At 60.5% G+C, this 22,394-nt stretch carries 21 protein-coding genes; 7 read left to right on the top strand and 14 right to left on the bottom strand.

Annotation, left to right across the window (positions count from 1 at the left end; genetic code table 11):
- Positions 1-30 precede the first annotated feature (30 nt).
- Positions 31-915: a peptide chain release factor N(5)-glutamine methyltransferase gene (gene prmC, locus EI293_RS12635; protein WP_125438281.1), complete on the bottom strand. Its 885-nt coding sequence runs from the start codon at positions 913-915 to the stop codon at positions 31-33.
- 96 nt (positions 916-1,011) lie between these two features.
- Here prmC and ribD point away from each other — a divergent pair, with 96 nt between their 5' ends.
- The gene (ribD, locus tag EI293_RS12630) at positions 1,012-2,055 is read left to right on the top strand and encodes a bifunctional diaminohydroxyphosphoribosylaminopyrimidine deaminase/5-amino-6-(5-phosphoribosylamino)uracil reductase RibD (protein ID WP_125438278.1); all 1,044 of its coding nucleotides are present in this window, start codon (positions 1,012-1,014) and stop codon (positions 2,053-2,055) included.
- A gap of 132 nt (positions 2,056-2,187) precedes the next feature.
- Here the strand turns inward: ribD and rpmA are convergent, their stop codons facing one another.
- The gene (rpmA, locus tag EI293_RS12625) at positions 2,188-2,493 is read right to left on the bottom strand and encodes a 50S ribosomal protein L27 (protein WP_044000591.1); all 306 of its coding nucleotides are present in this window, start codon (positions 2,491-2,493) and stop codon (positions 2,188-2,190) included.
- Positions 2,494-2,599: 106 nt separating this feature from the next.
- Positions 2,600-2,905, bottom strand: coding sequence for a 50S ribosomal protein L21 (gene rplU, locus EI293_RS12620; RefSeq protein ID WP_044000590.1), 306 nt, complete (start codon positions 2,903-2,905; stop codon positions 2,600-2,602).
- A gap of 455 nt (positions 2,906-3,360) precedes the next feature.
- On the opposite strand from rplU, the gene EI293_RS12615 reads away from it, so the two are divergent.
- The 5 genes from EI293_RS12615 (at position 3,361) to EI293_RS12595 (ending at position 9,205) form a co-directional block, all read left to right on the top strand.
- The gene (locus EI293_RS12615; RefSeq protein WP_125438275.1) at positions 3,361-4,323 is read left to right on the top strand and encodes a ribonucleoside-diphosphate reductase small subunit; all 963 of its coding nucleotides are present in this window, start codon (positions 3,361-3,363) and stop codon (positions 4,321-4,323) included.
- A gap of 587 nt (positions 4,324-4,910) precedes the next feature.
- Positions 4,911-7,292, top strand: a complete 2,382-nt coding sequence (locus EI293_RS12610) for a ribonucleoside-diphosphate reductase subunit alpha (protein WP_125438272.1) — start codon at positions 4,911-4,913, stop codon at positions 7,290-7,292.
- A gap of 66 nt (positions 7,293-7,358) precedes the next feature.
- Entirely contained in the window at positions 7,359-8,114 is a 756-nt protein-coding gene (locus EI293_RS12605) for an abortive infection family protein (protein ID WP_125438269.1), read from the top strand.
- A gap of 139 nt (positions 8,115-8,253) precedes the next feature.
- Complete coding sequence (locus EI293_RS12600) at positions 8,254-8,598, top strand: hypothetical protein (protein ID WP_125438266.1); 345 nt, start codon at positions 8,254-8,256, stop codon at positions 8,596-8,598.
- Between the two features lie 322 nt (positions 8,599-8,920).
- Positions 8,921-9,205 carry a hypothetical protein gene (locus EI293_RS12595; RefSeq protein WP_125438263.1) on the top strand — a complete coding sequence of 95 codons (285 nt, stop codon included), beginning with the start codon at positions 8,921-8,923 and terminating at the stop codon, positions 9,203-9,205.
- Between the two features lie 213 nt (positions 9,206-9,418).
- Here the strand turns inward: EI293_RS12595 and EI293_RS12590 are convergent, their stop codons facing one another.
- Complete coding sequence (locus EI293_RS12590) at positions 9,419-9,859, bottom strand: hypothetical protein (protein ID WP_125438260.1); 441 nt, start codon at positions 9,857-9,859, stop codon at positions 9,419-9,421.
- Positions 9,860-10,414: 555 nt separating this feature from the next.
- On the opposite strand from EI293_RS12590, the gene EI293_RS12585 reads away from it, so the two are divergent.
- Positions 10,415-10,981: a glycosyl-4,4'-diaponeurosporenoate acyltransferase CrtO family protein gene (locus tag EI293_RS12585; protein WP_125438257.1), complete on the top strand. Its 567-nt coding sequence runs from the start codon at positions 10,415-10,417 to the stop codon at positions 10,979-10,981.
- A gap of 274 nt (positions 10,982-11,255) precedes the next feature.
- Here the strand turns inward: EI293_RS12585 and EI293_RS12580 are convergent, their stop codons facing one another.
- From EI293_RS12580 to EI293_RS12535, 10 genes are all read right to left on the bottom strand, one after another.
- Positions 11,256-11,582 carry a hypothetical protein gene (locus tag EI293_RS12580; RefSeq protein ID WP_125438254.1) on the bottom strand — a complete coding sequence of 109 codons (327 nt, stop codon included), beginning with the start codon at positions 11,580-11,582 and terminating at the stop codon, positions 11,256-11,258.
- 212 nt (positions 11,583-11,794) lie between these two features.
- Positions 11,795-13,417: an MFS transporter gene (locus tag EI293_RS12575; RefSeq protein WP_125438251.1), complete on the bottom strand. Its 1,623-nt coding sequence runs from the start codon at positions 13,415-13,417 to the stop codon at positions 11,795-11,797.
- A gap of 175 nt (positions 13,418-13,592) precedes the next feature.
- Complete coding sequence (locus tag EI293_RS12570; protein ID WP_125438248.1) at positions 13,593-13,904, bottom strand: hypothetical protein; 312 nt, start codon at positions 13,902-13,904, stop codon at positions 13,593-13,595.
- Positions 13,905-14,292: 388 nt separating this feature from the next.
- Positions 14,293-14,706 (bottom strand): hypothetical protein, encoded by a 414-nt coding sequence (locus EI293_RS12565; RefSeq protein ID WP_125438245.1) that lies wholly within the window; start codon positions 14,704-14,706, stop codon positions 14,293-14,295.
- 123 nt (positions 14,707-14,829) lie between these two features.
- Positions 14,830-15,210: a TonB-dependent receptor plug domain-containing protein gene (locus EI293_RS12560; RefSeq protein WP_125438242.1), complete on the bottom strand. Its 381-nt coding sequence runs from the start codon at positions 15,208-15,210 to the stop codon at positions 14,830-14,832.
- 64 nt (positions 15,211-15,274) lie between these two features.
- A complete protein-coding gene (locus tag EI293_RS12555; protein WP_125438239.1) occupies positions 15,275-16,711 on the bottom strand; it encodes a M56 family metallopeptidase in 1,437 nt (478 codons plus the stop codon).
- Entirely contained in the window at positions 16,711-17,079 is a 369-nt protein-coding gene (locus tag EI293_RS12550) for a BlaI/MecI/CopY family transcriptional regulator (protein ID WP_125438236.1), read from the bottom strand. The genes EI293_RS12555 and EI293_RS12550 overlap by 1 nt, the downstream gene beginning before the upstream one ends.
- Before the next feature lie 280 nt (positions 17,080-17,359).
- A complete protein-coding gene (locus EI293_RS12545) occupies positions 17,360-19,489 on the bottom strand; it encodes a M13 family metallopeptidase (protein ID WP_125438233.1) in 2,130 nt (709 codons plus the stop codon).
- A gap of 217 nt (positions 19,490-19,706) precedes the next feature.
- Positions 19,707-21,809, bottom strand: coding sequence for a M13 family metallopeptidase (locus EI293_RS12540; RefSeq protein ID WP_125438230.1), 2,103 nt, complete (start codon positions 21,807-21,809; stop codon positions 19,707-19,709).
- Positions 21,810-21,958: 149 nt separating this feature from the next.
- On the bottom strand, positions 21,959-22,378 hold the full coding sequence (locus EI293_RS12535; RefSeq protein ID WP_125438227.1) for a hypothetical protein: 420 nt from the start codon (positions 22,376-22,378) through the stop codon (positions 21,959-21,961).
- Positions 22,379-22,394 lie beyond the last annotated feature (16 nt).

The following is a 22,394-nucleotide window of genomic DNA, read 5'->3' as shown; positions in this document are numbered from 1 at the left end:
CCCGGCTCCGAAGGCTGCTGGTTTGGCATGTTATCTTTCTATTATCCGCGCCTGGGCCACCCCTGGCCAGGTGGCGCGTACCATGCGGGCCTTCCCGAAAATATCCGCATGGGCCGTTGTTTGCGTGTATCCCAGCACCTGCAACATGGCTACCGTATCGGGGGCAAACTGCTCATTGATTTCAAAGTAGAGCGCGCCACCTATAGTCAGCAGGTTGCGGCCCAGCTCCGCAATGCGGCGGTAGAACCGCAACGGGTCGTGGTCGGGCACGAACAGGGCGGTAGCGGGCTCGTACCGGAGCACGTTGGGGCGCATCAGGGGCCGCTCGTTTTCCAGCACGTAGGGCGGGTTGCTCACCAGCACATCCAGCGCCCCGGCCAGTACGGGCACCTCCGCCAGAATATCAATCTGCTGAAAATCAACACTCACTGTATATCTTACAGCATTGCGCCGGGCCACCGCCAAGGCCGCCGCTGAGACATCCACGGCCGTGAGGTGGCAGCCGGGCAGCCGGCCGGCCAGGGCCAGCGGAATGCACCCCGAGCCGGTGCCCACGTCCAGCACCCGCAGCCCCGCCCGGCCCACCTGCTCCCGCACTACCAGTTCCACCAGTTCCTCGGTTTCGGGGCGCGGAATGAGGGTGGCAGGCGTCACTTCCAGCTCCAGACCGGCAAAATGCGCCACGCCCAGCACGTACTGCAACGGCTCGTGGCGCAGCAGCCGCGCTTGCATGGCAGGTAACTCTGCGAGCTGGGTTTCGTCCACGACTTCCTGCGCCTGCATGCGCCGCTGCAACGGGGTGAGGTGCAGGAGATGTTCCAGCACCTGCCCGGCTATGGCCTCGGCCTCGCGGGGGTCATGCAGGGCTTGTAGGGCAGTGGTCAGGTCGGTGGTGAGGTGGCGGAGCGTGGGCATGGCGCAAAGGTACGCCGCGCCCGGCGGGCAGCTTTGGCGTTAGCGGCCGTGCTGTATCTTCACCGCTTCCGAACTGCTCTTCTATCCCACCAGCGTATGGCTTTCTCCGATTTCGACCACCTGATGATGCACCGCGCCCTCGATCTGGCCCGGCTCGGCACCGGTTATGCCCGGCCCAACCCCTTGGTAGGCTGCGTTATCACCCACGAAGGCCGCATTATTGGAGAAGGCTGGCACCGGCAATACGGCGGGCCGCACGCGGAAGTAAACGCCGTGCAGTCGACGACGGAGTCGCAGCTACTGGCCGGCAGCCGGGTGTACGTGACGCTGGAGCCCTGCTCCCACTTCGGCAAAACCCCACCCTGCGCCGATTTGCTCATCGAAAAGCAGGTAGCCGAAGTAGTGGTCTGCAACCTCGACCCCAACCCGCTGGTAGCCGGCCAGGGCCTGCAGAAGCTCCGCGACGCCGGTATCCGGGTGGAAACCGGTTTGCTGGAAGCGGAGGGCCGCTGGCTGAACAGGCGCTTTTTCACGTTCCAGGAGCAAGAGCGGCCCTACGTAGTGCTGAAGTGGGCCGAAACGGCCGATGGCTACCTGGCCGGCCCGTATTTTCAGCCGGTGCCTATCAGTGGGGAATTGAGCCGGGTGGCCGTGCATCAATGGCGGGCCGAGGAGCAGGCCATTCTGGTCGGTACCCGTACTGCGTTGCACGATAACCCTCACCTGAACGTACGCGAGTGGCCCGGCCAGAGTCCGCTCCGACTCGTCATTGACAAGAACCTGAGCTTACCGCCCACCCATCATCTGTTCGACGGCTCCCAGCCTACGGTGGTCTACACGTACCGGGAGCGGGCCGCCAGGGAAGGCGTCGACTTCGTGATGCTCTCCGAAGCCGAGGACCTGTTTCCCCAGATTCTGCAAAGTCTGGCCCGGCGCAACGTGCAGTCGGTGCTGGTGGAAGGCGGCCCCACGGTGCTCAGTTCCCTATTAAAGGATGGCCTGTGGGACGAAGCCCGCGTGATTCGGGCACCCAAGCGGCTGGGAGGAGGCGTACCAGCCCCGCACCTGGGCCTGGCCGGCCTGCACGAGCAGTTTTCGCTGGGCGAAGATGAGGTCTTCATCTACCACCGAAACTACTGATTTAACCGCTGATAACGCTGCTTTCGGTTGCCGGATCCGGCGGCATTCTATATAGAACGCAGAAAGGGACAATCCTTGCGGAAAGTCCCTTCTGCTTACTATTACCGGCTCAAAACCGGCGGTTACGCTCTACTACTCGGCGGCCGAAGCCGTAGCCGACGTGTGCACTTCAGCAGCCTCAACGGCAGCCGGCAGCACCGATACGAACGAGCGGTCCTTGCGGCCCTTGCGGAACTGCACCGTGCCGTCGATCATAGCGAACAGCGTGTGGTCCTTGCCGATACCCACGTTCTGGCCGGGGTGGTGCTTGGTGCCGCGCTGACGCACGATGATGTTGCCGGAAATGATAGACTGACCACCGAAGATCTTCACGCCCAAGCGCTTGGATTCTGATTCGCGGCCGTTATTGGAGCTACCTACGCCTTTCTTGTGTGCCATGGTATTTGAGTGCTTAGTGCTTGGTTGTTAGTGCTTGGGGATTGTTGGACCGAAACCGCTCAGCTGAATCAACTAGAGCACCAGGCACCAACAACTATGCACTAAACTAGCCGATGCTGTTGATTAGAACTTTGGTAAACTGCTGACGGTGGCCGTTCAGCTTCTTGTAGCCCTTGCGGCGCTTCTTCTTGAATACCAACACCTTGTCGCCTTTTACGTGGGCCAGGATGGTACCGCTTACGGTAACGTCCAGCTCGGGCGAGCCAATGGTGAGGGTTCCGTTATCATCGGTCAGCAGGGCTTTGCCCAGCTCCACGGTGTCGCCGACGTTGCCAGCCAAACGGTGGGCGTATACAAATTTATTGGCTTCGACCTTAGTCTGCTTCCCGGCTATGTTGACAATTGCGTACATCGGCGTCTTCGCGGTTTCTGAAAAATGGAAGGCAAAAGTACAAGTACCGTTTTACAAATCCAAACCCTAACTCACTAAACCTCATTGCTCCTACCCGCAGGGCCTGTAAAAACTCCTAAGTCAGGAACGCGCTGGCAGGTACGCGAATAGAATTTCTGTGGATAACTGCAATTGTCCACAGGCGAAATGTGGATAACTTTTGCGAAACGGCATTTCTGCTACTGCTTTTCATCCATTTTCAGGATTTACACCAACCATCAGTCGCTTAACGGCATACGGAAAAATTAGCTTGCAAAAAATGTGAAATAGGAACCTGCCTTCCCGGCCGGCCGGTTTATCTTTGAGTTTCGGCCTTGCCTGATGGCGGGCCAAACAATCGGCCCTGGCCTGGGTTTGCACACCGCCCCGTAAGGCCCCGACTTTTTTGCTATTTCTCGTTTTTACTACCTGCCGCAATGGAACCTCTGCTCACCGAGAACCCCAATCGATTTGTTCTTTTCCCCATCCAGCACGACGACGTGTGGCAGTTCTACAAGAAGGCGGAGGCCTCTTTCTGGACGGCCGAGGAAATCGACCTCTCGCAGGACCAGAAAGACTGGGAAAACCTGAATGACAACGAGCGGCACTTCATCAGCCACGTGCTGGCCTTCTTCGCGGCTTCCGATGGCATCGTGAACGAGAACCTGGCTGTGAACTTCATGCAGGAGGTTCAGATGGCGGAGGCCCGCTGCTTCTACGGCTTCCAGGTGATGATGGAAAACATCCACTCGGAAACCTATTCGCTGCTGATTGATACCTACATCAAAGACCCCAAGCAGAAAGACTACCTCTTCAACGCTCTGGAAACGGTGCCGTGCGTGAAGAAGAAGGGCGACTGGGCCATCAAGTGGATCAACTCCGAGAACTTCACGGAGCGCCTCATTGCCTTCGCAGCCGTGGAAGGCATCTTCTTCTCGGGCTCGTTCTGCAGTATTTTCTGGCTGAAGAAGCGTGGCCTGATGCCCGGCCTCACGTTCTCCAACGAGCTGATTTCGCGCGACGAGGGCCTGCACTGCGACTTCGCCTGCCTGCTCTACAAAGACCACCTGCAGAACAAGCTGCCCGAAGCCCGCGTGCACGAAATCATCCAGGACGCCGTGCAGATTGAGCAGGAATTCGTGACCGACGCGCTGCCTGTGAACCTGATTGGCATGAACGCCAAGACCATGAGCCAGTACATCGAGTTTGTGGCCGACCGCCTGCTGGAGTCACTGGGTTACAGCAAGATCTACGGCGCTTCCAACCCCTTCGATTTCATGGAAATGATTTCGCTGCAGGGCAAAACCAACTTCTTCGAGAAGCGCGTGGCTGAGTACCAGAAGGCAGGCGTGATGAGCGAGCGGACCGAAAACGCCTTCTCCCTGGACGAAGATTTTTAACACCCCGCCAACGGTTACCAAAAGCAAAGTCGGAGCATTAAGCTCCGACTTTTTCTTTTTTAGCCCCTGCGTATGGAACCCGTTTTTGCGTCTCCCTGCCTGGCCTGTCGCCGCCGGCTCCGGTGGAATGGCCGGCCGCTGTTCACCTCCTGCTCCTGCCTCCGCTACGGCCCCGGCGTTACGGCGGTAGCATTGGCGGCAGGAGTTGTACTCGCGGCGGGCGTCGTCTGGTTGTGGCGGGAATCGGCTGGTGGCGGCCCAAGCCGCAGGCTAGCGGCTAATACGCAGGCCCCGATTAATACCGACAATACCACTTCTGCTGGAAATCAGCAACTCAATTTCCAACCGTTTTAGCGAGCTATATAGAACCGCCACAATGACAAAAAAAGGCCTAAGCACTAGTGTTTTAGGCTTATGTGGAAAACTTCTGAACAGAAGGTTTGTCCTGAACTCCCGGGACGGATATCTTCGGAACCGTTGACCCTGCGTTGTCGCTTGCTGACGCCTGGTTTTGTCCCGACAGCTTTGGCCGGCCTGCTCCGGTCTTTCCCATACTTCCAACACTCCCCACATCACCTGCTACGCTTATGTTGGTACTCAAACGCGACGGCCGCCGCGAATCCGTGAAGTTCGATAAGGTTACGGCCCGCATCGAGAAGCTTTGCTACGGTCTCAACCAGAACTTCATTTCCCCGATTGAGGTAGCCAAGAAGGTTATCGACGGCATCTACGACGGCGTGACCACCGTGGAGCTCGACAACCTGGCCGCCGAAACCGCCGCTTCGCTCACCACCAAGCACCCCGACTACGCCATCCTGGCCGCGCGCATTGCCGTGAGCAACCTGCACAAGGTGACGAGCAAGTCGTTCAGCAGCACCATGAAGCGGCTGCACACCTACGAGGACCCCAAAACCGGCGAAAACGCCTCCCTCGTGGCCCAGGACGTGTGGGAAATCGTGCACGCCCACGCTGCTACGCTGGACTCGGCCATCATCTACGACCGGGACTACAACTACGACTACTTTGGCTTCAAGACGCTGGAGCGCAGCTACCTGCTTCGCCTCGACGGCAAGGTGGTGGAGCGGCCTCAGCACATGATTATGCGCGTGGCCGTGGGCATCCACAAAGAGGACATTGCCGCCGCCATCGAGACGTACAATCTGATGAGCGAGCGGTGGTTCACGCACGCCACGCCGACGCTGTTCAACGCCGGCACGCCCAAGCCCCAGCTCAGCTCGTGCTTCCTGCTCACGATGAAGGACGACTCCATCGAGGGCATTTACGACACGCTGAAGAACTGCGCCCTGATTTCGCAGTCGGCCGGCGGGATTGGGTTGGCCGTGCACAATGTGCGCGCTACGGGCTCCTACATCAAAGGCACTAACGGCACCTCCAACGGCCTCGTGCCCATGCTGAAGGTGTTCAACGACACGGCCCGCTACGTGGACCAGGGCGGCGGCAAGCGCAAAGGCGCTTTCGCCATCTACCTGGAGCCCTGGCACGCCGACATTATCGACTTCCTGGACCTCAAGAAAAACCACGGCAAGGAGGAGATGCGCGCCCGCGACCTGTTCTTCGCCCTCTGGACGCCCGACCTGTTCATGAAGCGCGTGGAAGCCAACGGCGACTGGACGCTGATGTGCCCCCACGAGTGCCCGGGCCTGGATACCACCTACGGCGAGGAGTTCGAGAAGCTCTACCAGAAGTATGAGCGCGAAGGCAAAGGCCGCCGCACCATGAAGGCCCAGGAGCTGTGGTTCGCCATTCTGGAAAGCCAGACCGAGACCGGCACGCCCTACATGCTGTTCAAGGACGCCGCCAACAGCAAGAGCAACCAGAAAAACCTCGGTACCATCAAGAGCTCCAACCTCTGCACCGAGATTATGGAGTACACCGACGAGAACGAAATTGCCGTGTGCAACCTCGCCTCGCTGGCCCTCCCCCGCTACGTGCGCCCCGATGACGCCGGCAACCTGTTCTTCGACCATAAGAAGCTCTACGACGTTACGTACCACGCCACGCTGAACCTGAACAAGGTTATCGACATCAATTACTACCCCGTAATTGAGGCCGAGCGCAGCAACCGCCGCCACCGCCCCATCGGGCTGGGCGTGCAGGGCTTGGCCGATACGTTCATTGCCCTGCGCATGCCGTTCGAGAGCGACGAAGCCAGCGGCCTGAACAAGGACATCTTCGAGACCATCTACTTCGCGGCCATGACGGCCTCCAAGGATTTGGCCATGCGCGACGGTCACTACGAAACCTTCCCCGGCTCGCCGCTGAGCGAAGGCAAATTCCAGTTCGACCTCTGGAACGTGCAGCCCGATTCCGGCCGCTGGGATTGGGACACGCTGCGCGCCCAGGTAATGGAGCACGGCGTACGCAACTCGCTGCTGGTAGCCCCGATGCCTACCGCCTCCACCGCGCAGATTCTGGGTAATAACGAGTCGTTTGAGCCCTACACCTCTAACATTTATGTGCGCCGCGTGCTGAGCGGCGAGTTCATGGTGGTGAACAAGCACCTGCTGAAAGACCTGGTGAAGCTGGGCCTGTGGAACGAGCAGATGAAGAACGCCATCATTGCCGCCAACGGCTCGGTGCAGGACATCCCCACCATCCCGCAGAACATCAAGGACCTGTACAAAACGGTGTGGGAGATTTCGCAGCGCCGCATCATTGACATGTCGGCCGACCGGGGCGCGTACATCTGCCAGAGCCAGAGCCTGAACCTGCACGTGCTGAACGTGAACTTCGGCAAGCTCACCAGCATGCACTTCCACTCGTGGAAGAAGGGCCTGAAAACCGGCATGTACTACCTGCGCACCAAAGCCGCCGCCGACGCCATCAAGTTCACGGTGCAGAAGCAAGCCGCCGAGACCCTGGAGCCGCTGAACGTATCGGCCCAGAACGCCTCCGACATGGCCTGCTCCCTGGATAACCCGGATGCCTGCGAGGCCTGCGGGTCGTAAGAAGAAAAAAAGAGGAAGCCGCTGTGCTTCCTCTTTTTTTCTCTACTGAATTTAAAATTCTGATCAATGAAACAGCTTTTAGAAAAGGCCGAACGTTTACAGAATTTGATGGTCCGTCATGCCACTGGTGGAGTTGAGTTGGAAGAAGAGTATTCCGAACTGAGAAGAGAGTTTGTAAATCACTCTATCGCAAGAAATCTTGTTCCTTCATTCGTTACTGATTGCAGAACTTTAGATCAATTTTGGCAATTCATAAAGCACGAAGATGGCACCTACGCTGGTAGAAAGAGATTCTTATGGCAGAGCTTTTCTCCTTTGGTTTCCTTCTGTGAGAATCAGTTATCTAACCAAGCGAATCAACTTCTAACCAACCAAATCCAGACTTTTGGGTCGGAATATGTCAGCCAGGAGTGGCAGAAATCTATTGAGCGCTTACACTCAGATGTTGAAGGTGCCATTACGATAGCTCGTACCTTGATAGAGTCTGTATGTAAACACATACTCGAAGAGCATGAAATCTCATGTAACCATGTTCATGATCTTCCTGCTTTATATAAGCAGACAGCTGTGTGTTTGAACTTGTCTCCAAGCCAGCACAATGAAGATATTTTCAAGCAAATACTAGGTGGGTGTTTCTCTGTAGTGAACGGCTTGGCCGGGGTGAGAAATCAATTCGGCGATTCACATGGTAAAAGCAGCAAGCAAATTAAGCCTGCTAAGAGGCATGCAGAACTAGCTGTTAATCTAGCAGGCACAATGGCTTCATTCATGATCCAAACGCATTTGGCAATGAAGGATAAAGGCCCTGGAAACTCTCACTGATAGGCAAATCAAGGACGTTATGTAATAGTCCCCACCGCGCCGCTTGGAGAAATCTGGGCGGCGTTTTTCGGACGGCAGAACAGGGCTTTCTGGAAACGATTTTACTTACACTGCCTCCCCCTACTTACTTTCCTGTTCTATGCTATCCGAATGGCCTTCGACTGTATTTCTGGAAGAGCTGAAGGCCAGCGCCTATGCGCTGGCTTTGGAAATCATAGCAAAGCCAAATGAAGCGTTGGGAATAACCGAATCGAGTTTGCGTGGCTTCCCGCTGGCTACGCTTGTCGTTAGGTTCAGCCAGTTATCGGTGGTGCTGGAGTCGTACGGCAGACGTACCCATTACTTCCAGATAAAATTTGACATCTGGCCACCAGACACGGACGCGCCTGTGCTTCCGCTGTTCTGGTATGAAGTTGAGTTTTCCCCGGAAGGAGAAGTATGGGACGATTTCTTCGACCATTATCCATACTCTTCAAACGGCTAGCAGCATACCCTAAGAAGCCCCCGGAGCACCGAAACGAATGTTTCCATCCCCTGAGGCCGCCTCACTGCCCGAAACCGAATGGTTTGGGTGAGTGAGGCGGCCTCAGGGCTTCCAACCGATTGGTTTTGAGCAGTGAGGTCGCCTCAGGGCTTCGAACCGAATGGTTTCAGGCAGTGAGGCGGCCTCGCGGCTCCGAAACCATTGTATTTGCTGAGTGAGGCGACCTACCGGCCTGAAAACAGCTGATTTTGCGCGGGCAGGTATGGTGCAGCTTGCGCGGAATCAATACCTTATGGCCAGTATTCCTTAACCCCCATTCTCTATGCTTACCCCCACTACCGAGGGCCCGAACGCGGCTCCCCAAACCCCCACCATCCAGCGTACCAGCCAGCTGCCGGCCTCCGATGTGGCGCTGTCGGCGCTGGCCACCAAAGCGGCCGACGCCTGGACTACCTCGGCGCTGCCGCCGCTGCTGTGGCTCTCCAAAGCCGAGCTTACGGCCCTGGCCGCCGCCTACGCCCAGGGCCGCGACGCCGCCGATGCCGCCGGCGACCAGCGCAGCCCGCAAAGCCAGCGCCTCCAGCAGCTGGAAAGGACGTCCAAATAAGAACGTCATGCTGAGCTTGCCGAAGCATCTCTACCGAGGCTAATCAAATGGCATTGCCACGAAGCGGTAGAGATGCTTCGGCAAGCTCAGCATGACGTTCAATTTCCTTTACGCGGTCCGGTTCGCTCCGCAGGCCGCTTATTGCTATGACGAAATGCCCGCGCCGGTAGTGGCACGGGCATTTTTGCCTGTAGTAGCTTGTTCGGGCAGTTACTACTTAGCATCGGCCAGCAGCAGCATCGGCCCCCGCGCCTTCAGGTGGCGTACCGATACGGCCGGGCCCGCCGGGCCGCGCTGCACCTGCAGGGTATAGCGGTATTCGGTGCCGGCCGCGTGCAGCAGCAGCAGGTAGCGGCCGGTGGGCAGCGGCCGGAAGTTGAAGCGGTGCCCGTAGGCGGGCGCATCATAGGCCTGGTTGAACAGCACCTGCCCGCTGCCGAGGCTCACGACCTGCACCCGGCCGGGCTGCCCGGTGGCATTGTCGATGCGCACCCGGATACTTTCAGCGTCGGGGCTGCTGATGGTGACGGAGGCCGTCTGCTGGGCCTGCGCTGGGTGGGCGGCAGCCAGCCCCAGACCTACCCCGGCCAGGACCAGGGAACGGGCGAACAAGCGGGCAATGGCGGCCGAAGCGGTAGCGGGGAAATAGCGCATAGCGAAGAAGAAAAAAGAAGTGAAAGCCGAGGTTGGCCGGGGCGGGCTTTTGTCGGATTTCGGACAGTGCCGCCCCGGTTCCGGAGTGGAATTGCCAAGCGCCATGCCAATTAATTAAACCACTTATTATCAAATATTTATCTCGCATTCACTGTTACGCGCGGCACCATATAGTGCCCGGATTCGGGCGGTAGCGTCCGGTTTTGCGGGGTGGGGAAGCTCAGGCCGTTTTCTGCCCTGCTTTGGAAGAAACGCACCCCTCCGCTGGCGCACCAGCAACAGCTGGCGGCTCCGCTACCTGCAGAAACCCGGGCCGCATGTTTCGTTTGGATAGGGGCTGCTACCTTGCCGCCGTACGCAACCAACCTGATTTCTGCCCCCTCCTGTACCTGGCCCATTCGGCTGGTGCTGCTGAGTCGGCTGAAGCAGGCACCGTCTGGTGTCCGTGTCCGTGTTCGTATCCGTGACGGTGCCGTGGATGTATCAGCAGCTAGCCCGGCCGGCTACGTTGCCCGGCGAATAACCACCCGTGCAGGCTCTATTTTTTTTGCGGCTATGGCATCTTCTGAAACGACAGCTACACCTTCTGCGGCGCGACTGGCCTTCTACAACGCTGTACCATCGGTGCTATGGTCGGGGCTGGCGCTGGGGCCGCTGGCGGTGTTTTGCTACCTGCACATGGCACGGCCGTGGCTGTGGGGGCTGCTGGCGCTGAGTTTGCTGGCGTATGCCGTGCCCCGGGCGTGGTTCCGGCGGTGGCAGCTCAGCCGGAAGCCCGCCACCTACCGGCACCTGGGCGTGCCGCTCATCAACCGCGTAACCCAGCACGGCAGCCTGGTAAACGGGTTGGTACGGCGGCACTATCCCAACTACCGGCACGTGCGTAGCGGCCGGCGGGCCGTGGCGGCCCTCATCGGACACAGTTACCACATGGAGCAGTTTCATGTGGCGGCCCTGCTGTTTTTTCTGTTTGCCGGAGGCTACGCCGCCGCGCAGGGGCGCTGGGGCTGGGCGGCGCTGCTCACCCTGCTGAACGTGGGTTACAACCTGTATCCCATCTGGCTGCAACAGTACCTGCGGCTCCGCCTGAATCCATCGAAAAACGACGCCAGCACCGGTTAGGTACGCCATACTTCGCGTTTCTGTCCGGCTCTGGCGTTACACCATCAGCCCGCGGGATTCCTCAGCAAGCCCGGAATAATGGTGGCGGGCATGCAGCACAGGAAAGCCCCTGCAACGATACAGGGGCTTGTTTTCCGATACGATAGGCCCGGTGGCCGGTTATGCCTGAGCCCTTGCACTGGCCGCTTGTAGCAACTCAGTCCAAAACAAAGGGCCACCCCTTACGGGCGGCCCTGCCAGGCCGCTACAAGCGGCATGGAACGCGGAACAGCCTTTACGGCCGCTTGCGGCGGGCCGGGGCCGGGGCCGGGTTGGCCGCCCGGCGCGGTTCGGCGGGTGTCACTTGAATCGAATCGACGGTTACTTCGCCGGTGGGCAGTTTGGGTTGCACCAGAACGCCGTTAGGCTGCACATCGGTGGTAACGGGTAGCGGCTCGGCCTTGCCTTGGCCCACGCCGCTGGGCAGCGTCACGCCCGGCACCGGGCTGATGCGCTCCGTGGGATGGTGGCGGGTGGCCCGCACGGGCGGGCGGTTCTGGGCGTGGGCAGCAGAGCCGGCCAAGCTGGTCAGCAGCAAAACGAAGGCAAGTGGGCGGAACATAGGGCAGAAGAAAAGAGGGCGGAAGCGGCCGGACAACTACCAAACGGTGGAGAACGGGCGGTGCTTTAAGGCCTACGGCGGGCCGGGGGGAAGGTTCCTTGCGGCCCGGTCCGGCAGCTGCAAGTTGGCGGGCCGGTTGTTGCGTGCTGAGGTTGTTTCGTTGTTTTTCGGGAGGCAGCGTGCTGCACGAAGCAGCTACCTGCTTCCTCCGCTCAGCCCGGCAGCAGCAGTGGCTCGGGGAGCGGTGGCGTCAGGCGGTTACTGGGCGGGGTGTTGGTGAGGAAGCAGCGGGGCGGTTCCGGTCCTTGGTGGTAAGTGGCCAGCTGCTGCTGCACGGCCGCGTCTTCACGCGTGAAGCGGTGGTGCTGCCGCTCGTAGTCCTCGTAGGAGGCCACGGAGTAGTATTCCGTGAGCTGGTTTTCCTCCGCCAGAATGCCGGCGCGCAAGGCCCCGTCGCGCAGACGGCGGCGGGTAAGGCGGGCCGCCGTCCGTCGGAAAGCGGGCTGGTCGGCCGGGGCTACGGTGTACTCCGTCAGCACAGCTACGGGGCCGGTGGCGGAGTTGGGGAGGCCGGGCAGGGCCGGGCCGGTGGCGGCCGGCTCCAGATCAAGACTGGCGGCGGCCGGCATCGGGAAGAGCCAGGCCAGCAGAAGGCTCAGCAGCATCCAGGCGGCGGCAGCTACCAGGGCCGTTACCAGTGTGGTGCGGTCGGCCAGCTCGCCCCAGGCGATGCTGCCCATCGACAGGCCGGCCTGAAACACCAGCATAAAGATGCTCACAATGCGCGCCTGCACCCAGCGGGGCACGGCCAGCTGCACAGTGGTGCTGAAGCTCGTCATGGCCGTCAGCCAGGCCACGCCCGAGAGGAACATCACCGGAAACAGCCCGTACTCCGAAGGCATGAAGGCCAGCCCCAGGTTAGTGCCCACGAATACGCCGGACCCCAGCAGCACCCGCCGCCCGTACGGTAGCCGGTTGCCGACCCGGCCCAGCAGAAACGCCCCCGCAATAGCCCCCGCCCCCAGCCAGGACAGCAACACGCCGTAGGAACCGGAGCTCAGGTGCAGCCGCCGGGCCGTGACGACCGACAGCAGCGCCCACATGGCACTGGCCCCGAAGGCAAAGGCAAACGTGCGCACCAGCACCGCGTAAATCCCCGGCGAGTACCGCACGTACCGCAGGCCCGTCCGCACCGCCCCCAGAAAACTCTCGGCCGAGCCACCAGCTACCTCCGGCGGACGTTGCCAGCGGCGCACCACCACCCAGGTACCCACGAAGGAAATACCGTTGAGCAGAAACACGTAGCCGGGCGAGTAGTGCGCGATAATCAGGCCGCCCAGCGCCGGCCCCACGGCCCGGGCAATGTTGTTGCTGACGCCGTTGAGGGTAATGGCGAAGGGCAGCACCGGCCGGGGCACCAGCTCAGTCGTCACGGTTTGCCAGATGGGCGCGTTGATGGCTGAGCCCAGCCCCAGCAGAAACGTAAAGCCCAGCACGCCCAGAGCCGACACCTGCCCCGCCAGCGTGAGCCCGCCCAGTACGAAGGCTACCACGCCCATGAATGCCTGTGTGAACAGCAGCAGCCGGCGGCGGTCCACCAAATCACCCAGCGCCCCGGCCGGCAAACTCAGCAAAAAGGCGGGCAGACTGGTAGCGGCCTGCATCAGGGCTACCAGCAGCACCGAGGTAGTGAGGGTGGTCACCAGCCACACGCCGGCCACGTTCTGCATCCAGGTTCCGATGTTGGACACCACCGATGCCAGCCAGACCGCCCGAAAAACCGCGTACAGGAAAGGGGTGCGGAGCGAAGGAGGCGGAACCAAGGGAGGGTACATAGACGGCAGCAGCAATAACGGTGAATAACCACTGGCTCCGGCCGTAGGTTGCAGGCCCGGCGCAACTCCGCTTCCCGCTTCACGCCTCAGTTCACCATCAGGGCCGGCAACAAACAAAAAGCCGCTTCCCGGTCGGGAAGCGGCTTTTACCAATAGTTCGTGTTTGAGTCAGGCGTTACTTGGCGCTCCGCACGGGGGCACCGGCTTTTACGCTGGGGCTGAGGCCACGGCTGCGCTTCTTTTTCTGGGCTTTCACCCGCAGACGCCACCGTTTGTACACGCCCAGCTTTTTCATTTTATGGCGGCTATTACCGCGGTAGGGCTTGTAGTTGGGGCGGCCCCGCTTGGCACTCCGCCGGAACAGAGAAGCGCCCGATACCATTTCCGTACCGGCCGCACTGGCCGTCCCGCTGGCATGGGCCAGAACCGCCTCCGGCTCCAGCAACATCACAAAGGCCAAAAACAACAGAAGTAGCGTTTTGAACATAAGAAAGGATTAAGAGGTGGTGAAAGGAATCCGGTGAATAGAAACCATTTGCATCCATGCCAGGTATCTTACTCAAAGTGAAGGTATAGCAAAGTCAATAACTATAAAAATTCATATTTTCATGAATATTTTGCACATCTAATATTAAAAACAATTAATTGACTTATCCCATTATATAAACATGTAGCTACTTGCATTTTCCAGTCAATACACAAGCCACTCCTGAATAGATACCACCTGAATAGTGGAATCCCGAAAAATAAAAACCCCTCGTCGTTGCCGACGAAGGGTTGCAAGGCTCTCTAAAGAAGCCGGTTGTACTGATATTGGCCGCCCCCCGGCCTCTACGGTAAACCGTTAGCCGGTACAGGGGCCTTATTTACAATCCTCACACGCGGGAACACAGCCAACGCACCGCCTCACCCTCATCGGTGAACTGGTTCAGGGAGCAATAGTCGCCGTGAGTATGGGGCAGCGACGGCAGGCTCTCGTCCTGCACATGGTCGGCCTGGTAGGGCGCAATCAGGAAGGCCAGGTACACATGCCCGTCGAGTTGCTGGCGGAGCATCGGGTAAAAATCGGTCGTGAGCCAGTGTACATCCCGGGAATCCACCTGCACCCGGCGGCGCGAGTCGATCAGCCAGCGGCGGCAGGTTTCGCAGGTGCCGGCGTAGCGCAGCAGTTCCTGGTAGCCGGCGCGCAGCTCATCGGAGGTAGTGGGCCGCGTCCACCGGGCCGTTACAATGCCCAGGTCAGGGCGGTGGGTAAGCTGAAGAAAATCGGCAAGCGTGGTTGAAGTCATGCAAGCAGCGCTGAGTGAAAAACCAACGAGGAGAGGTTACCCGATACGCGGTATCGGGGCATTACGTTGGTTATGGAGCCGGGGGCCACCGGCTAACCCGGCCTCCCGCCCCTACCCCGCCGGCTACGGGCGTACTGGTGGCGCAGGCGGCACAGGTGCTTCCACTGGCCGGATATCGTAGCGGCGGTTGAACTCGGCCACGGCTTCGGAGCCCACGTTGCGCTTGGTCACTACAATCATCACCCCATCGGTGGCCTCCGCCCCGAAAATGCGGGTAGCATCGGGGCCTTTTACCACATTCACGCTGGCAATAGTGCGGCGGTTAAGGGCATTGATGGCCTGCTGGGTAGAGGGCTGACCGTCGAGGAAATACAGGCTGGGGCCGCTGGCCTGGACCGGAGCGGCCGGGGTAGTTTGGGCCTGAGCGGCGGGAGCGGCGAGGCCTAGTGTTAAAAGCAGGCTGGTGCCGAAGGCAGTAGAACGGAAGGCAGTAAGAATACGCATAGGCCCAACCGGCTCACAAAGTTTGTGCCGCAAGCGGCAAAAAGCCCGCGACACCACCCTAGTTTTACAGTTTATTTCGGTCTTTCGTCAGCACGAAAATCAATCCGTTACGGCCGGCCTCGCCATATTTCTTTATCGGATCATTGGACACGGACAAGGCCGAAACTACCCCGGCCGGTAATGCCCGCAGCTGCTGAGCGGTAGCCGGCTGACTGTTGATCAGCAGAAGGCGCCCGCCTATTTCCGCGTCGGTCAGGCCTTTACCGTCCACCAGCTTCTGGTACAATGCACCCGTGTCACCTTTCTGATGTTGGGCGGCAGCGGCGTTTTCAAGCTTGATATTGTATTTAACAAGGAGCTGCTGCACTGCCGGGGCATTCACTCCGGCTTTCGTGAAGGCAAATAGCACTCCATCATCCAGCTTGCTCCCAAAATCCTGACGCAAGGCTTTCATATTTACGCCAACACTGGCCTTATCGCCTTTAATGACGTGGATACTGGCTATCAGCTTCGGGTCGAGGCCAAATACTTCCTCCTTGGTAGACGGCTTGCCATCCAATACAAACGTGACCTTATCCAGCTTGGGATTTGTCTTTTGATCAGCCGCGCCAATAGGCTGGGGCATTTCAGCCTGCTTCGGGGTAGCGCAGCCCACAGCTACCAAGCCCAGCAGGGCAAAACTAGCGGCGTAGCGCAGCAGCTGCCGGCGGCTGGAAGGAAGGGAATTCATCATACGAATACGGTTTTTGAGGGTAATAAAGGAGAAAGGTGTTGCTAAAGCCGGCCCGGCCGCCAACGTACTCAGCCGGACCAGACTGTATTGATACTGCTTCGGGGCCAGCTGGCTTTCGCGTAGCACGGCGGCATCGGCAATGAACTCCAGGTTTTCCTGAGTAGCCCGCAGCCACAGCCAGGCCGCCGGACTAACCCAGGCCAGCACGCGGTGCAGGTGGCCCAGCAGCACATCCAGCGTGTGGGCTTGGCGGATATGCACCTGTTCGTGCAGCAATACCACCGGCAGCTCGGCCGGCGCGTGGTGGGCCGGGTTGAGGTAGATGGCGCGCCCAAACGAAAACGGGCTCACCTCCCCCATCACCGCCCGAAACCGCCCGCCTGCCGCCTCCACGGGCCGGGAAGCCCGGTGCAGCCGCCACAACGATGCGCCCTGCACCAGCAGCCGGAGCAGCAGCAAGAATGCGCCCAGCCCATAAGCCCCCAGTAGCCACACCCCATAGTCGGGGCCAGAAGCAGCCGGAACAGCCGCGCCGGTTGCCTCAGCCCAGGCGGGAAACACCAGCGGCAGCGGGGCGACGGGGGCCACGGCGGGCCGCAGCCAGCCCAGATCCAGCACCGGATACAGAGCCGCCAGAGCCAGCGCCGCCAGCAGATACGCCCGGTTGAGCTGATGAAACGTGAGCCGGCGCAGCAGCCCGTAGTACACGGCCAGCAGCAGCAGCAGCGCCCCCTGCATTTGCAGCAGATATAGCAGCAGCACGGGCATCAGGGCCGGGTTTTGCGGTTTTCAATCATGTCGATGATGTCCTGCAGCTCCTCGGGGCTGATTTTCTGCTCCTGCGCGAAGAATGACACCAGCTCTTTGTAGGAATTGCGGAAGTAGTCGCCCACGAACGTGCCTAGGAAGCGCCGCCGGTACTCCTCGGCCGTGACGCTGGGCACAAACCGGAACGTGTTGCCCAGCTTGCGGCTGGTGAGGTAGTGCTTGCGCTCCAGGTTGCGCACCGTGGAGGCCAGCGTGGTGTAGGGCGGGCGCGGCTCGGGCAGCAGTTCCAGCACTTCCTTGATGAAGCCGCCGCCCAGCTGCCAGAAGCCCCGCATGGCCTCTTCCTCGGGTTGAGTTAATCGTTCCATTTTCTTATTACGAACTTTTCGTAATTCTACGAATAAATCATACTTATTGGTTATCAACGGCAAATAATTTTTCATCAGAAAAGAGAGAGGCCGCCTGCATCACGCAGGCGGCCTCTCTCTTTTGAAGGAACGTTGTAGAGACGCAATATTTTGCGTCTCATCGTTGAACGGTTTAATAGCACATAAGTCAGCAACGATAAGACGCAAAATATTGCGTCTCTACAAGCCTTTGCCCCCCCGGCCCGACGGCTGAAAAAAGCCGCCGGACCGGGACGTTCTGTTACCAGATGTTGGCGCGGACGTTCTGGGCGCGGACCATCTTGGCGTCTTCCTTGCAGCCGAAGGCCTCATAGAACTGGGGCATGTTCATGAGCGGGCCGTTGGTGCGGTATTGGGCCGGGGAGTGTGAGTCGGTGAGGACCTGCTGGCGAATATACTCGGGGCGGGCGTTGGTGCGCCACACTTGCGCCCAGCCTAGGAAGAAGCGCTGCTCGGGCGTGAAGCCGTCGTAGCGGGGGCGCGGGTTGCTGCCGTATTTCTTCTGCAGCTCTTTTTCGAGGGCCGAGTAGGCCAGGGCCAGGCCGCCGAAGTCGGCCAGGTTTTCGCCCATGGTCAGCTTGCCGTTCACGAACACCGAATCGAGGGGCTGGAAGGCCGAGTACTGGGCGCCTACCATGTCGGCGCGCTTCGTGAATTCGGCCGCGTCTTCCTTGGTCCACCAGTCGCGCAGGTTGCCCTGAGCATCCGACTGCCGGCCCCGGTCGTCGAAGCCGTGGGTGATTTCGTGGCCGATTACCGCGCCCATACCGCCGTAGTTTACCGCGTCGTCGGCCTTGGGGTCGAAGAACGGGGGCTGCATGATGCCGGCCGGAAACACGATTTCGTTGAGCGAGGAGTTGTAGTAGGCATTCACCGTGGGCGGCGTCATGCCCCATACTTCGCGGTCAATCGGCTTGCCGTAGCGGCTCAGGTTGTCCTTCGATTCCCACTCGCGGGCGGCCAGCACGTTTTTCAGGTACGATTCGCGGCTCATCGAGAGGGCCGAATAGTCCTTCCACTTATCGGGGTAGCCGATTTTGACGGTGAAGGCATTGAGCTTTTTGAGGGCTTCCTCCTTGGTGACGGCGCTCATCCACTCCAGGCCGCGGATATGCTCACCCATGGCTTCCTTGATGTTGGCCACCATCTGCTGGGCCTTCACCTTGGTTTCGGGCGCGAAGGCCTTGTCTACGTACAGCTGGCCGAACGCCTCGCCCAGCGCACCATCGGTAGCGCGAAGCATGCGCTTCCAGCGAGGCTGCTGCTGCTTGGCCCCGCTCAGCACTTGCTGAAACCGGAACGACTCATCACCAAACGACTGCGGCAAAGCCGACATCAGCGACGAGGTGAGGTGCCAGCGCAGATAGGTTTTCCAGTCGCCGAGGGGCTCCTGCTTGAGGGCGGTGCTGGCTTCCTGCAGGAACTCGGGCTGGCCTACAATCACCTCTTTGGCCGAGCTGAGGCCCAGAGCAGGCAGCATCACGGGCAAACCCAGGTTGGGGTATTTCTGGGCGGCCTCGGCCACCGTCATCTTGTTGTAGTTGGCGTACGGGTCACGCAGGGCTACGCGGTCCTTACTGGCCCGGGCGAGCCGGGTTTCGAGGCGCAGCACCGTGGCGGCGCTTTTAGCGGCCACGGCCGGGCTTTCGCCCAGCATCTTGAACGTGTTGGTGAGGTAGGTGGTGTAGGCCGTGCGGATGGTTTTGGAGCGGGCGTCGTCCTTGAGGTAGTAGTCCCGGTCGGGCAGGCTGAGGCCGCCCTGGCTGAGGTAGAGGGCGTACTCGTCGCTCTTTTTGCGGTCCTGGTTCACACCCAGCCCGAATACCGAGCGGGTTTGTAGGCGCTGGGCGCGCACCAACTCGGTTTGCAGCCCGCGCAGGTCCTTCACCGCCGAAATGCGGGCTAGCTCCGGCTGCAGGTACTTCAGGCCGGCTTTGTCGATGGCCATCGAGTCCATGGCCGTGGCGTAGTAGTCGCCTACTTTCTGCAGGTTGGTGCCCTTGGCAGCGGTTTTGTTGGCGGCCGAGGTTTCCAGAATCTGGCGCATCACGGCCTCATTCTGGTTGATGAGCCCGTTCCAGGAACTCCAGCGCGACTCGGCAGCCGGAATCGGGTTGTTCTTGAGCCAGGTGCCCGAGGCGTACTGGAAGAAGTCGTCGCAGGGGTTCACCGACTTATCAATATTGGCCGGATCAATACCGACGCCGGGCAGTACCGGGCCGAGCTGGGCCGTAGCCGAAGCATCAGCCGTGGCAGTTGGAGTTGCAGCAGGCGTGGTGGCGGTGGTAGCGGGCGTACTGGCGGCGCAGCCGGCCAGGGCCATACCAGCCGCCGTGCCCAGGGAGAGCAGGAAGGTGCGTTGTGGGGTCATTTGGTGGAAGATTGGAGGTTGTGGAAGAAGTTGAAATTGGGAAAGGAAGGAACGTCATGCTGAGCTTGCCGAAGCATCTCGCGTGCTGACGTTGCCTTACTAGCCCAGGGTTTAAACCCTGGGCTACGGAGCGGGTATCGTTCGACGATTTAATAACATCAGCACGCGAGATGCTTCGCTCCGCTCAGCATGACATTCTTTTTGGCTGGGCTTCAGCTTACCAAATCACCGCCCGCTCGGCATCCGGGCGTACCATTTTCTGGCCGGGCGTGCAGCCGAAGGCTTGGTAGAACTCGGGCATGTTCATGAGGGGGCCGATGGTGCGGTACTGGCCGGGCGAGTGGGGGTCGGTGAGGATTTGCTGGCGCAGGGCTTCGGGGCGGATGTTCTGGCGGCGCAGCTGCGCCCAGCTCAGGAAAAAGCGCTGCTCGGGCGTGAAGCCGTCGATGAGCGGGCGGTTGCCCTTGCCGTACTGCTTGTCGAGCTGCTTCTGGAGGGCGGCGTACACGATGGTGAGGCCGGCGAAATCGGCCAGGTTTTCGCCCATGGTCAGCTTGCCGTTCACGTACACCGAATCCAGCGGCGAGAAGGCTGAGTACTGGGTGCCCACCACGGCGGCGCGCTTCGTGAATTCGGCCGCGTCGGCGGGCGTCCACCAGTCCCGCAGGTTGCCTTCCGAGTCGTATTGCCGGCCGGAGTCGTCGAAGCCGTGGGTCATTTCGTGGCCCATCACGCCGCCGATGGCGCCGTAGTTCACCGCATCGTCTGCCTCGGGGTCGAAGAACGGGGGCTGCAGGTAGCCGGCCGGAAACACGATTTCGTTCATCGGCGGGCTGTAGTAGGCGTTGATGGTGGGCGGCGTCATGCTCCACTCGGTACGGTCAATCGGCCCGCCAAACTTCTTCACGTTCTGCTGGTAGCCCCACTGGCGCGCCGCCAGCACGTTTTTCAGGTACGACTCGCGCGAAATATTCAGCGCCGAATAGTCCTTCCATTTGTCGGGGTAGCCGATTTTCACGCGCAGGGCGCTGAGTTTCTTGAGGGCCTCCTGCTTGGTGGCGGCGCTCATCCAGGTGTTGGTCTGGATGTGCTCGGCCATCGACTCGCGGATATTGGCCAGCATATCCAGCGCCTTCTGCTTGGCCGCGGGCGAAAACGCCTGGTCCACGTACAGCTGCCCGAAAGCCTCGCCCAGGGTGCCGTCGGTGGCCGAAAGCATGCGTTTCCAGCGGGTGGGCTGCTGCTTGGCCCCGCTCTGCACCTGCGCAAACCGGAACGCCTCATCACTAAACGCCTGGGGCAAAGCCGCCGGCACCGACGACACCAGCTGCCAGCTCAGGTAAGTTTTGAGGTCGGCCAGCGGCTCCTCTTTCAGCACCGCGCTGACTTCCTTGAAGAACTCCGGCTGGCCCACAATCACCTCCTGGGCCGCGCCCAGGCCGTTGCGCTTCAGCAAAGCCGAGGGCTGCAGGTTCGGAAACTGCTTGTCGGCCTCGGCCACCGTCATCTTATTATAGCTGGCGTACGGGTCGCGCAGGGACACCCGGTCTTTGCTGGCGCGGGCCAGGCGGGTTTCCACGCGCACCACCGTGGCGGCTTTGGCGGCGGCCGTAGCTTCCGCGTCGCCCAGCAGCTTGAAGGTGTTGGTGAGGTAGGTGATGTAGGCGGTGCGCACGGTTTTGGAGCGGGCGTCGTCCTTGAGGTAGTAGTCCCGGTCGGGCATACCTAGGCCGCCCTGGCTCATGTTCACGGCGTACACCGAGCTGTTTTTGCGGTCGGGCGTGACGCCGGCCCGGAAGAACGCGCCGGTGCCCAGCGTCTGCTGGCGGGCAATTTCGGTGAGCAGGCCGGGCCGGTCTTTCACGGCCGCAATGCGGGCCAGCTCGGGCTTGAGGTAGGTCAGGCCGGCTTTTTCGAGGCCCACTGAGTCCATGCCGGCGGCGTAGTAGTCGCCCACTTTCTGGCGGTTCGAGCCCGGGATGGCAGCACGGTCGGCGGCGGCATCTTCCAGGATGCGGCGCAGCGTGGCCTGGGTCCGGTCGTTGAGCTCGTTGCGCGGGGCCCAGCTGCTGGCGTAGGCCGGAATGGGGTTATTTTTCAGCCAGTTGCCGCCCGAAAACCGGAAGAAGTCCTCGCACGGCGACACCGCGCGGTCCACGTCCTGGGGGTTGATGCTGCGGCCGCCGGTGGTGGTGGCAACAGCAGTAGCCGTAGGCGTGGCCGTAGTGCTGGTAGCGGCGGGCTGGGTGGTGGCGCAGCCGGCCAGGGCCAGCAGCAGGGCCGCGGCGCCGGCCAGGTTGGGAGCAGAAAGGTGTTTCATGCAGCGAAATACAGAGTAGGCTTCGCCTAAGGTCGCGCCGGGCCGGGAAAGGTTGCCGCCGACTATCGGGCCACCAAAAGCACAGCGGCCGGCAGCCCTGCTGGACTACCGGCCGCCGGCCTGGGGCGAAATGCGCCTTTGCTTTCTTCCTACAACTGACTTTGCTCGGCCCGCAGCCAAGCAATGGCTGCGCCCTCATCCGTGAACTGGGCCGACATGGCGTGGCCGGCCGTTGGATGGTGCAGGACCGGAAACGGGGGCGAATCGGTGAGCAGCTGGTGCGGGGCCAGCAGGAATGCCACCCGGATTTCAGCTCCCAACTGCTCCAGGGCCAGATGCGGGACCTGCTGATTTACCCAACCGGTAATTTCCTCGGTGGTCCGAAACCGACGGCGCGCATCAAGCAGCCAGAACCGGCACGTTGCGACTTCTACGGCGGCTTTGAACAGCTGTACGTAGTTCTGTTTCACTTCCTCGGCCCGGCTGATTTCCACCATCCACCGGCCCACCAGAATATTCAGGTCGGGACGATAGACAATGGGAAACTCGGGCGTAGAAAAAGCGGACATGCGGGCGGTTACGGTG

Origin of the sequence: Hymenobacter perfusus, from assembly GCF_003944765.1 — a bacterium.
Classification (GTDB): domain Bacteria; phylum Bacteroidota; class Bacteroidia; order Cytophagales; family Hymenobacteraceae; genus Hymenobacter; species Hymenobacter perfusus.
The sequence above is the reverse complement of the archived record's forward strand: the minus strand, read 5'-3'. Positions and strand labels throughout refer to the sequence as shown.

Excerpts from the sequence above, each read along its gene's own strand:
- prmC (WP_125438281.1), bottom strand. The coding sequence starts at position 915 with ATGCCCACGCTCCGCCACCTCACCACCGACCTGACCACTGCCCTACAA.
- ribD (WP_125438278.1), top strand. The coding sequence starts at position 1,012 with ATGGCTTTCTCCGATTTCGACCACCTGATGATGCACCGCGCCCTCGAT.
- rpmA (WP_044000591.1), bottom strand. The coding sequence starts at position 2,493 with ATGGCACACAAGAAAGGCGTAGGTAGCTCCAATAACGGCCGCGAATCA.
- rplU (WP_044000590.1), bottom strand. The coding sequence starts at position 2,905 with ATGTACGCAATTGTCAACATAGCCGGGAAGCAGACTAAGGTCGAAGCC.
- EI293_RS12615 (WP_125438275.1), top strand. The coding sequence starts at position 3,361 with ATGGAACCTCTGCTCACCGAGAACCCCAATCGATTTGTTCTTTTCCCC.
- EI293_RS12610 (WP_125438272.1), top strand. The coding sequence starts at position 4,911 with ATGTTGGTACTCAAACGCGACGGCCGCCGCGAATCCGTGAAGTTCGAT.
- EI293_RS12605 (WP_125438269.1), top strand. The coding sequence starts at position 7,359 with ATGAAACAGCTTTTAGAAAAGGCCGAACGTTTACAGAATTTGATGGTC.
- EI293_RS12600 (WP_125438266.1), top strand. The coding sequence starts at position 8,254 with ATGCTATCCGAATGGCCTTCGACTGTATTTCTGGAAGAGCTGAAGGCC.
- EI293_RS12595 (WP_125438263.1), top strand. The coding sequence starts at position 8,921 with ATGCTTACCCCCACTACCGAGGGCCCGAACGCGGCTCCCCAAACCCCC.
- EI293_RS12590 (WP_125438260.1), bottom strand. The coding sequence starts at position 9,859 with ATGCGCTATTTCCCCGCTACCGCTTCGGCCGCCATTGCCCGCTTGTTC.
- EI293_RS12585 (WP_125438257.1), top strand. The coding sequence starts at position 10,415 with ATGGCATCTTCTGAAACGACAGCTACACCTTCTGCGGCGCGACTGGCC.
- EI293_RS12580 (WP_125438254.1), bottom strand. The coding sequence starts at position 11,582 with ATGTTCCGCCCACTTGCCTTCGTTTTGCTGCTGACCAGCTTGGCCGGC.
- EI293_RS12575 (WP_125438251.1), bottom strand. The coding sequence starts at position 13,417 with ATGTACCCTCCCTTGGTTCCGCCTCCTTCGCTCCGCACCCCTTTCCTG.
- EI293_RS12570 (WP_125438248.1), bottom strand. The coding sequence starts at position 13,904 with ATGTTCAAAACGCTACTTCTGTTGTTTTTGGCCTTTGTGATGTTGCTG.
- EI293_RS12565 (WP_125438245.1), bottom strand. The coding sequence starts at position 14,706 with ATGACTTCAACCACGCTTGCCGATTTTCTTCAGCTTACCCACCGCCCT.
- EI293_RS12560 (WP_125438242.1), bottom strand. The coding sequence starts at position 15,210 with ATGCGTATTCTTACTGCCTTCCGTTCTACTGCCTTCGGCACCAGCCTG.
- EI293_RS12555 (WP_125438239.1), bottom strand. The coding sequence starts at position 16,711 with ATGCCCGTGCTGCTGCTATATCTGCTGCAAATGCAGGGGGCGCTGCTG.
- EI293_RS12550 (WP_125438236.1), bottom strand. The coding sequence starts at position 17,079 with ATGGAACGATTAACTCAACCCGAGGAAGAGGCCATGCGGGGCTTCTGG.
- EI293_RS12545 (WP_125438233.1), bottom strand. The coding sequence starts at position 19,489 with ATGACCCCACAACGCACCTTCCTGCTCTCCCTGGGCACGGCGGCTGGT.
- EI293_RS12540 (WP_125438230.1), bottom strand. The coding sequence starts at position 21,809 with ATGAAACACCTTTCTGCTCCCAACCTGGCCGGCGCCGCGGCCCTGCTG.
- EI293_RS12535 (WP_125438227.1), bottom strand. The coding sequence starts at position 22,378 with ATGTCCGCTTTTTCTACGCCCGAGTTTCCCATTGTCTATCGTCCCGAC.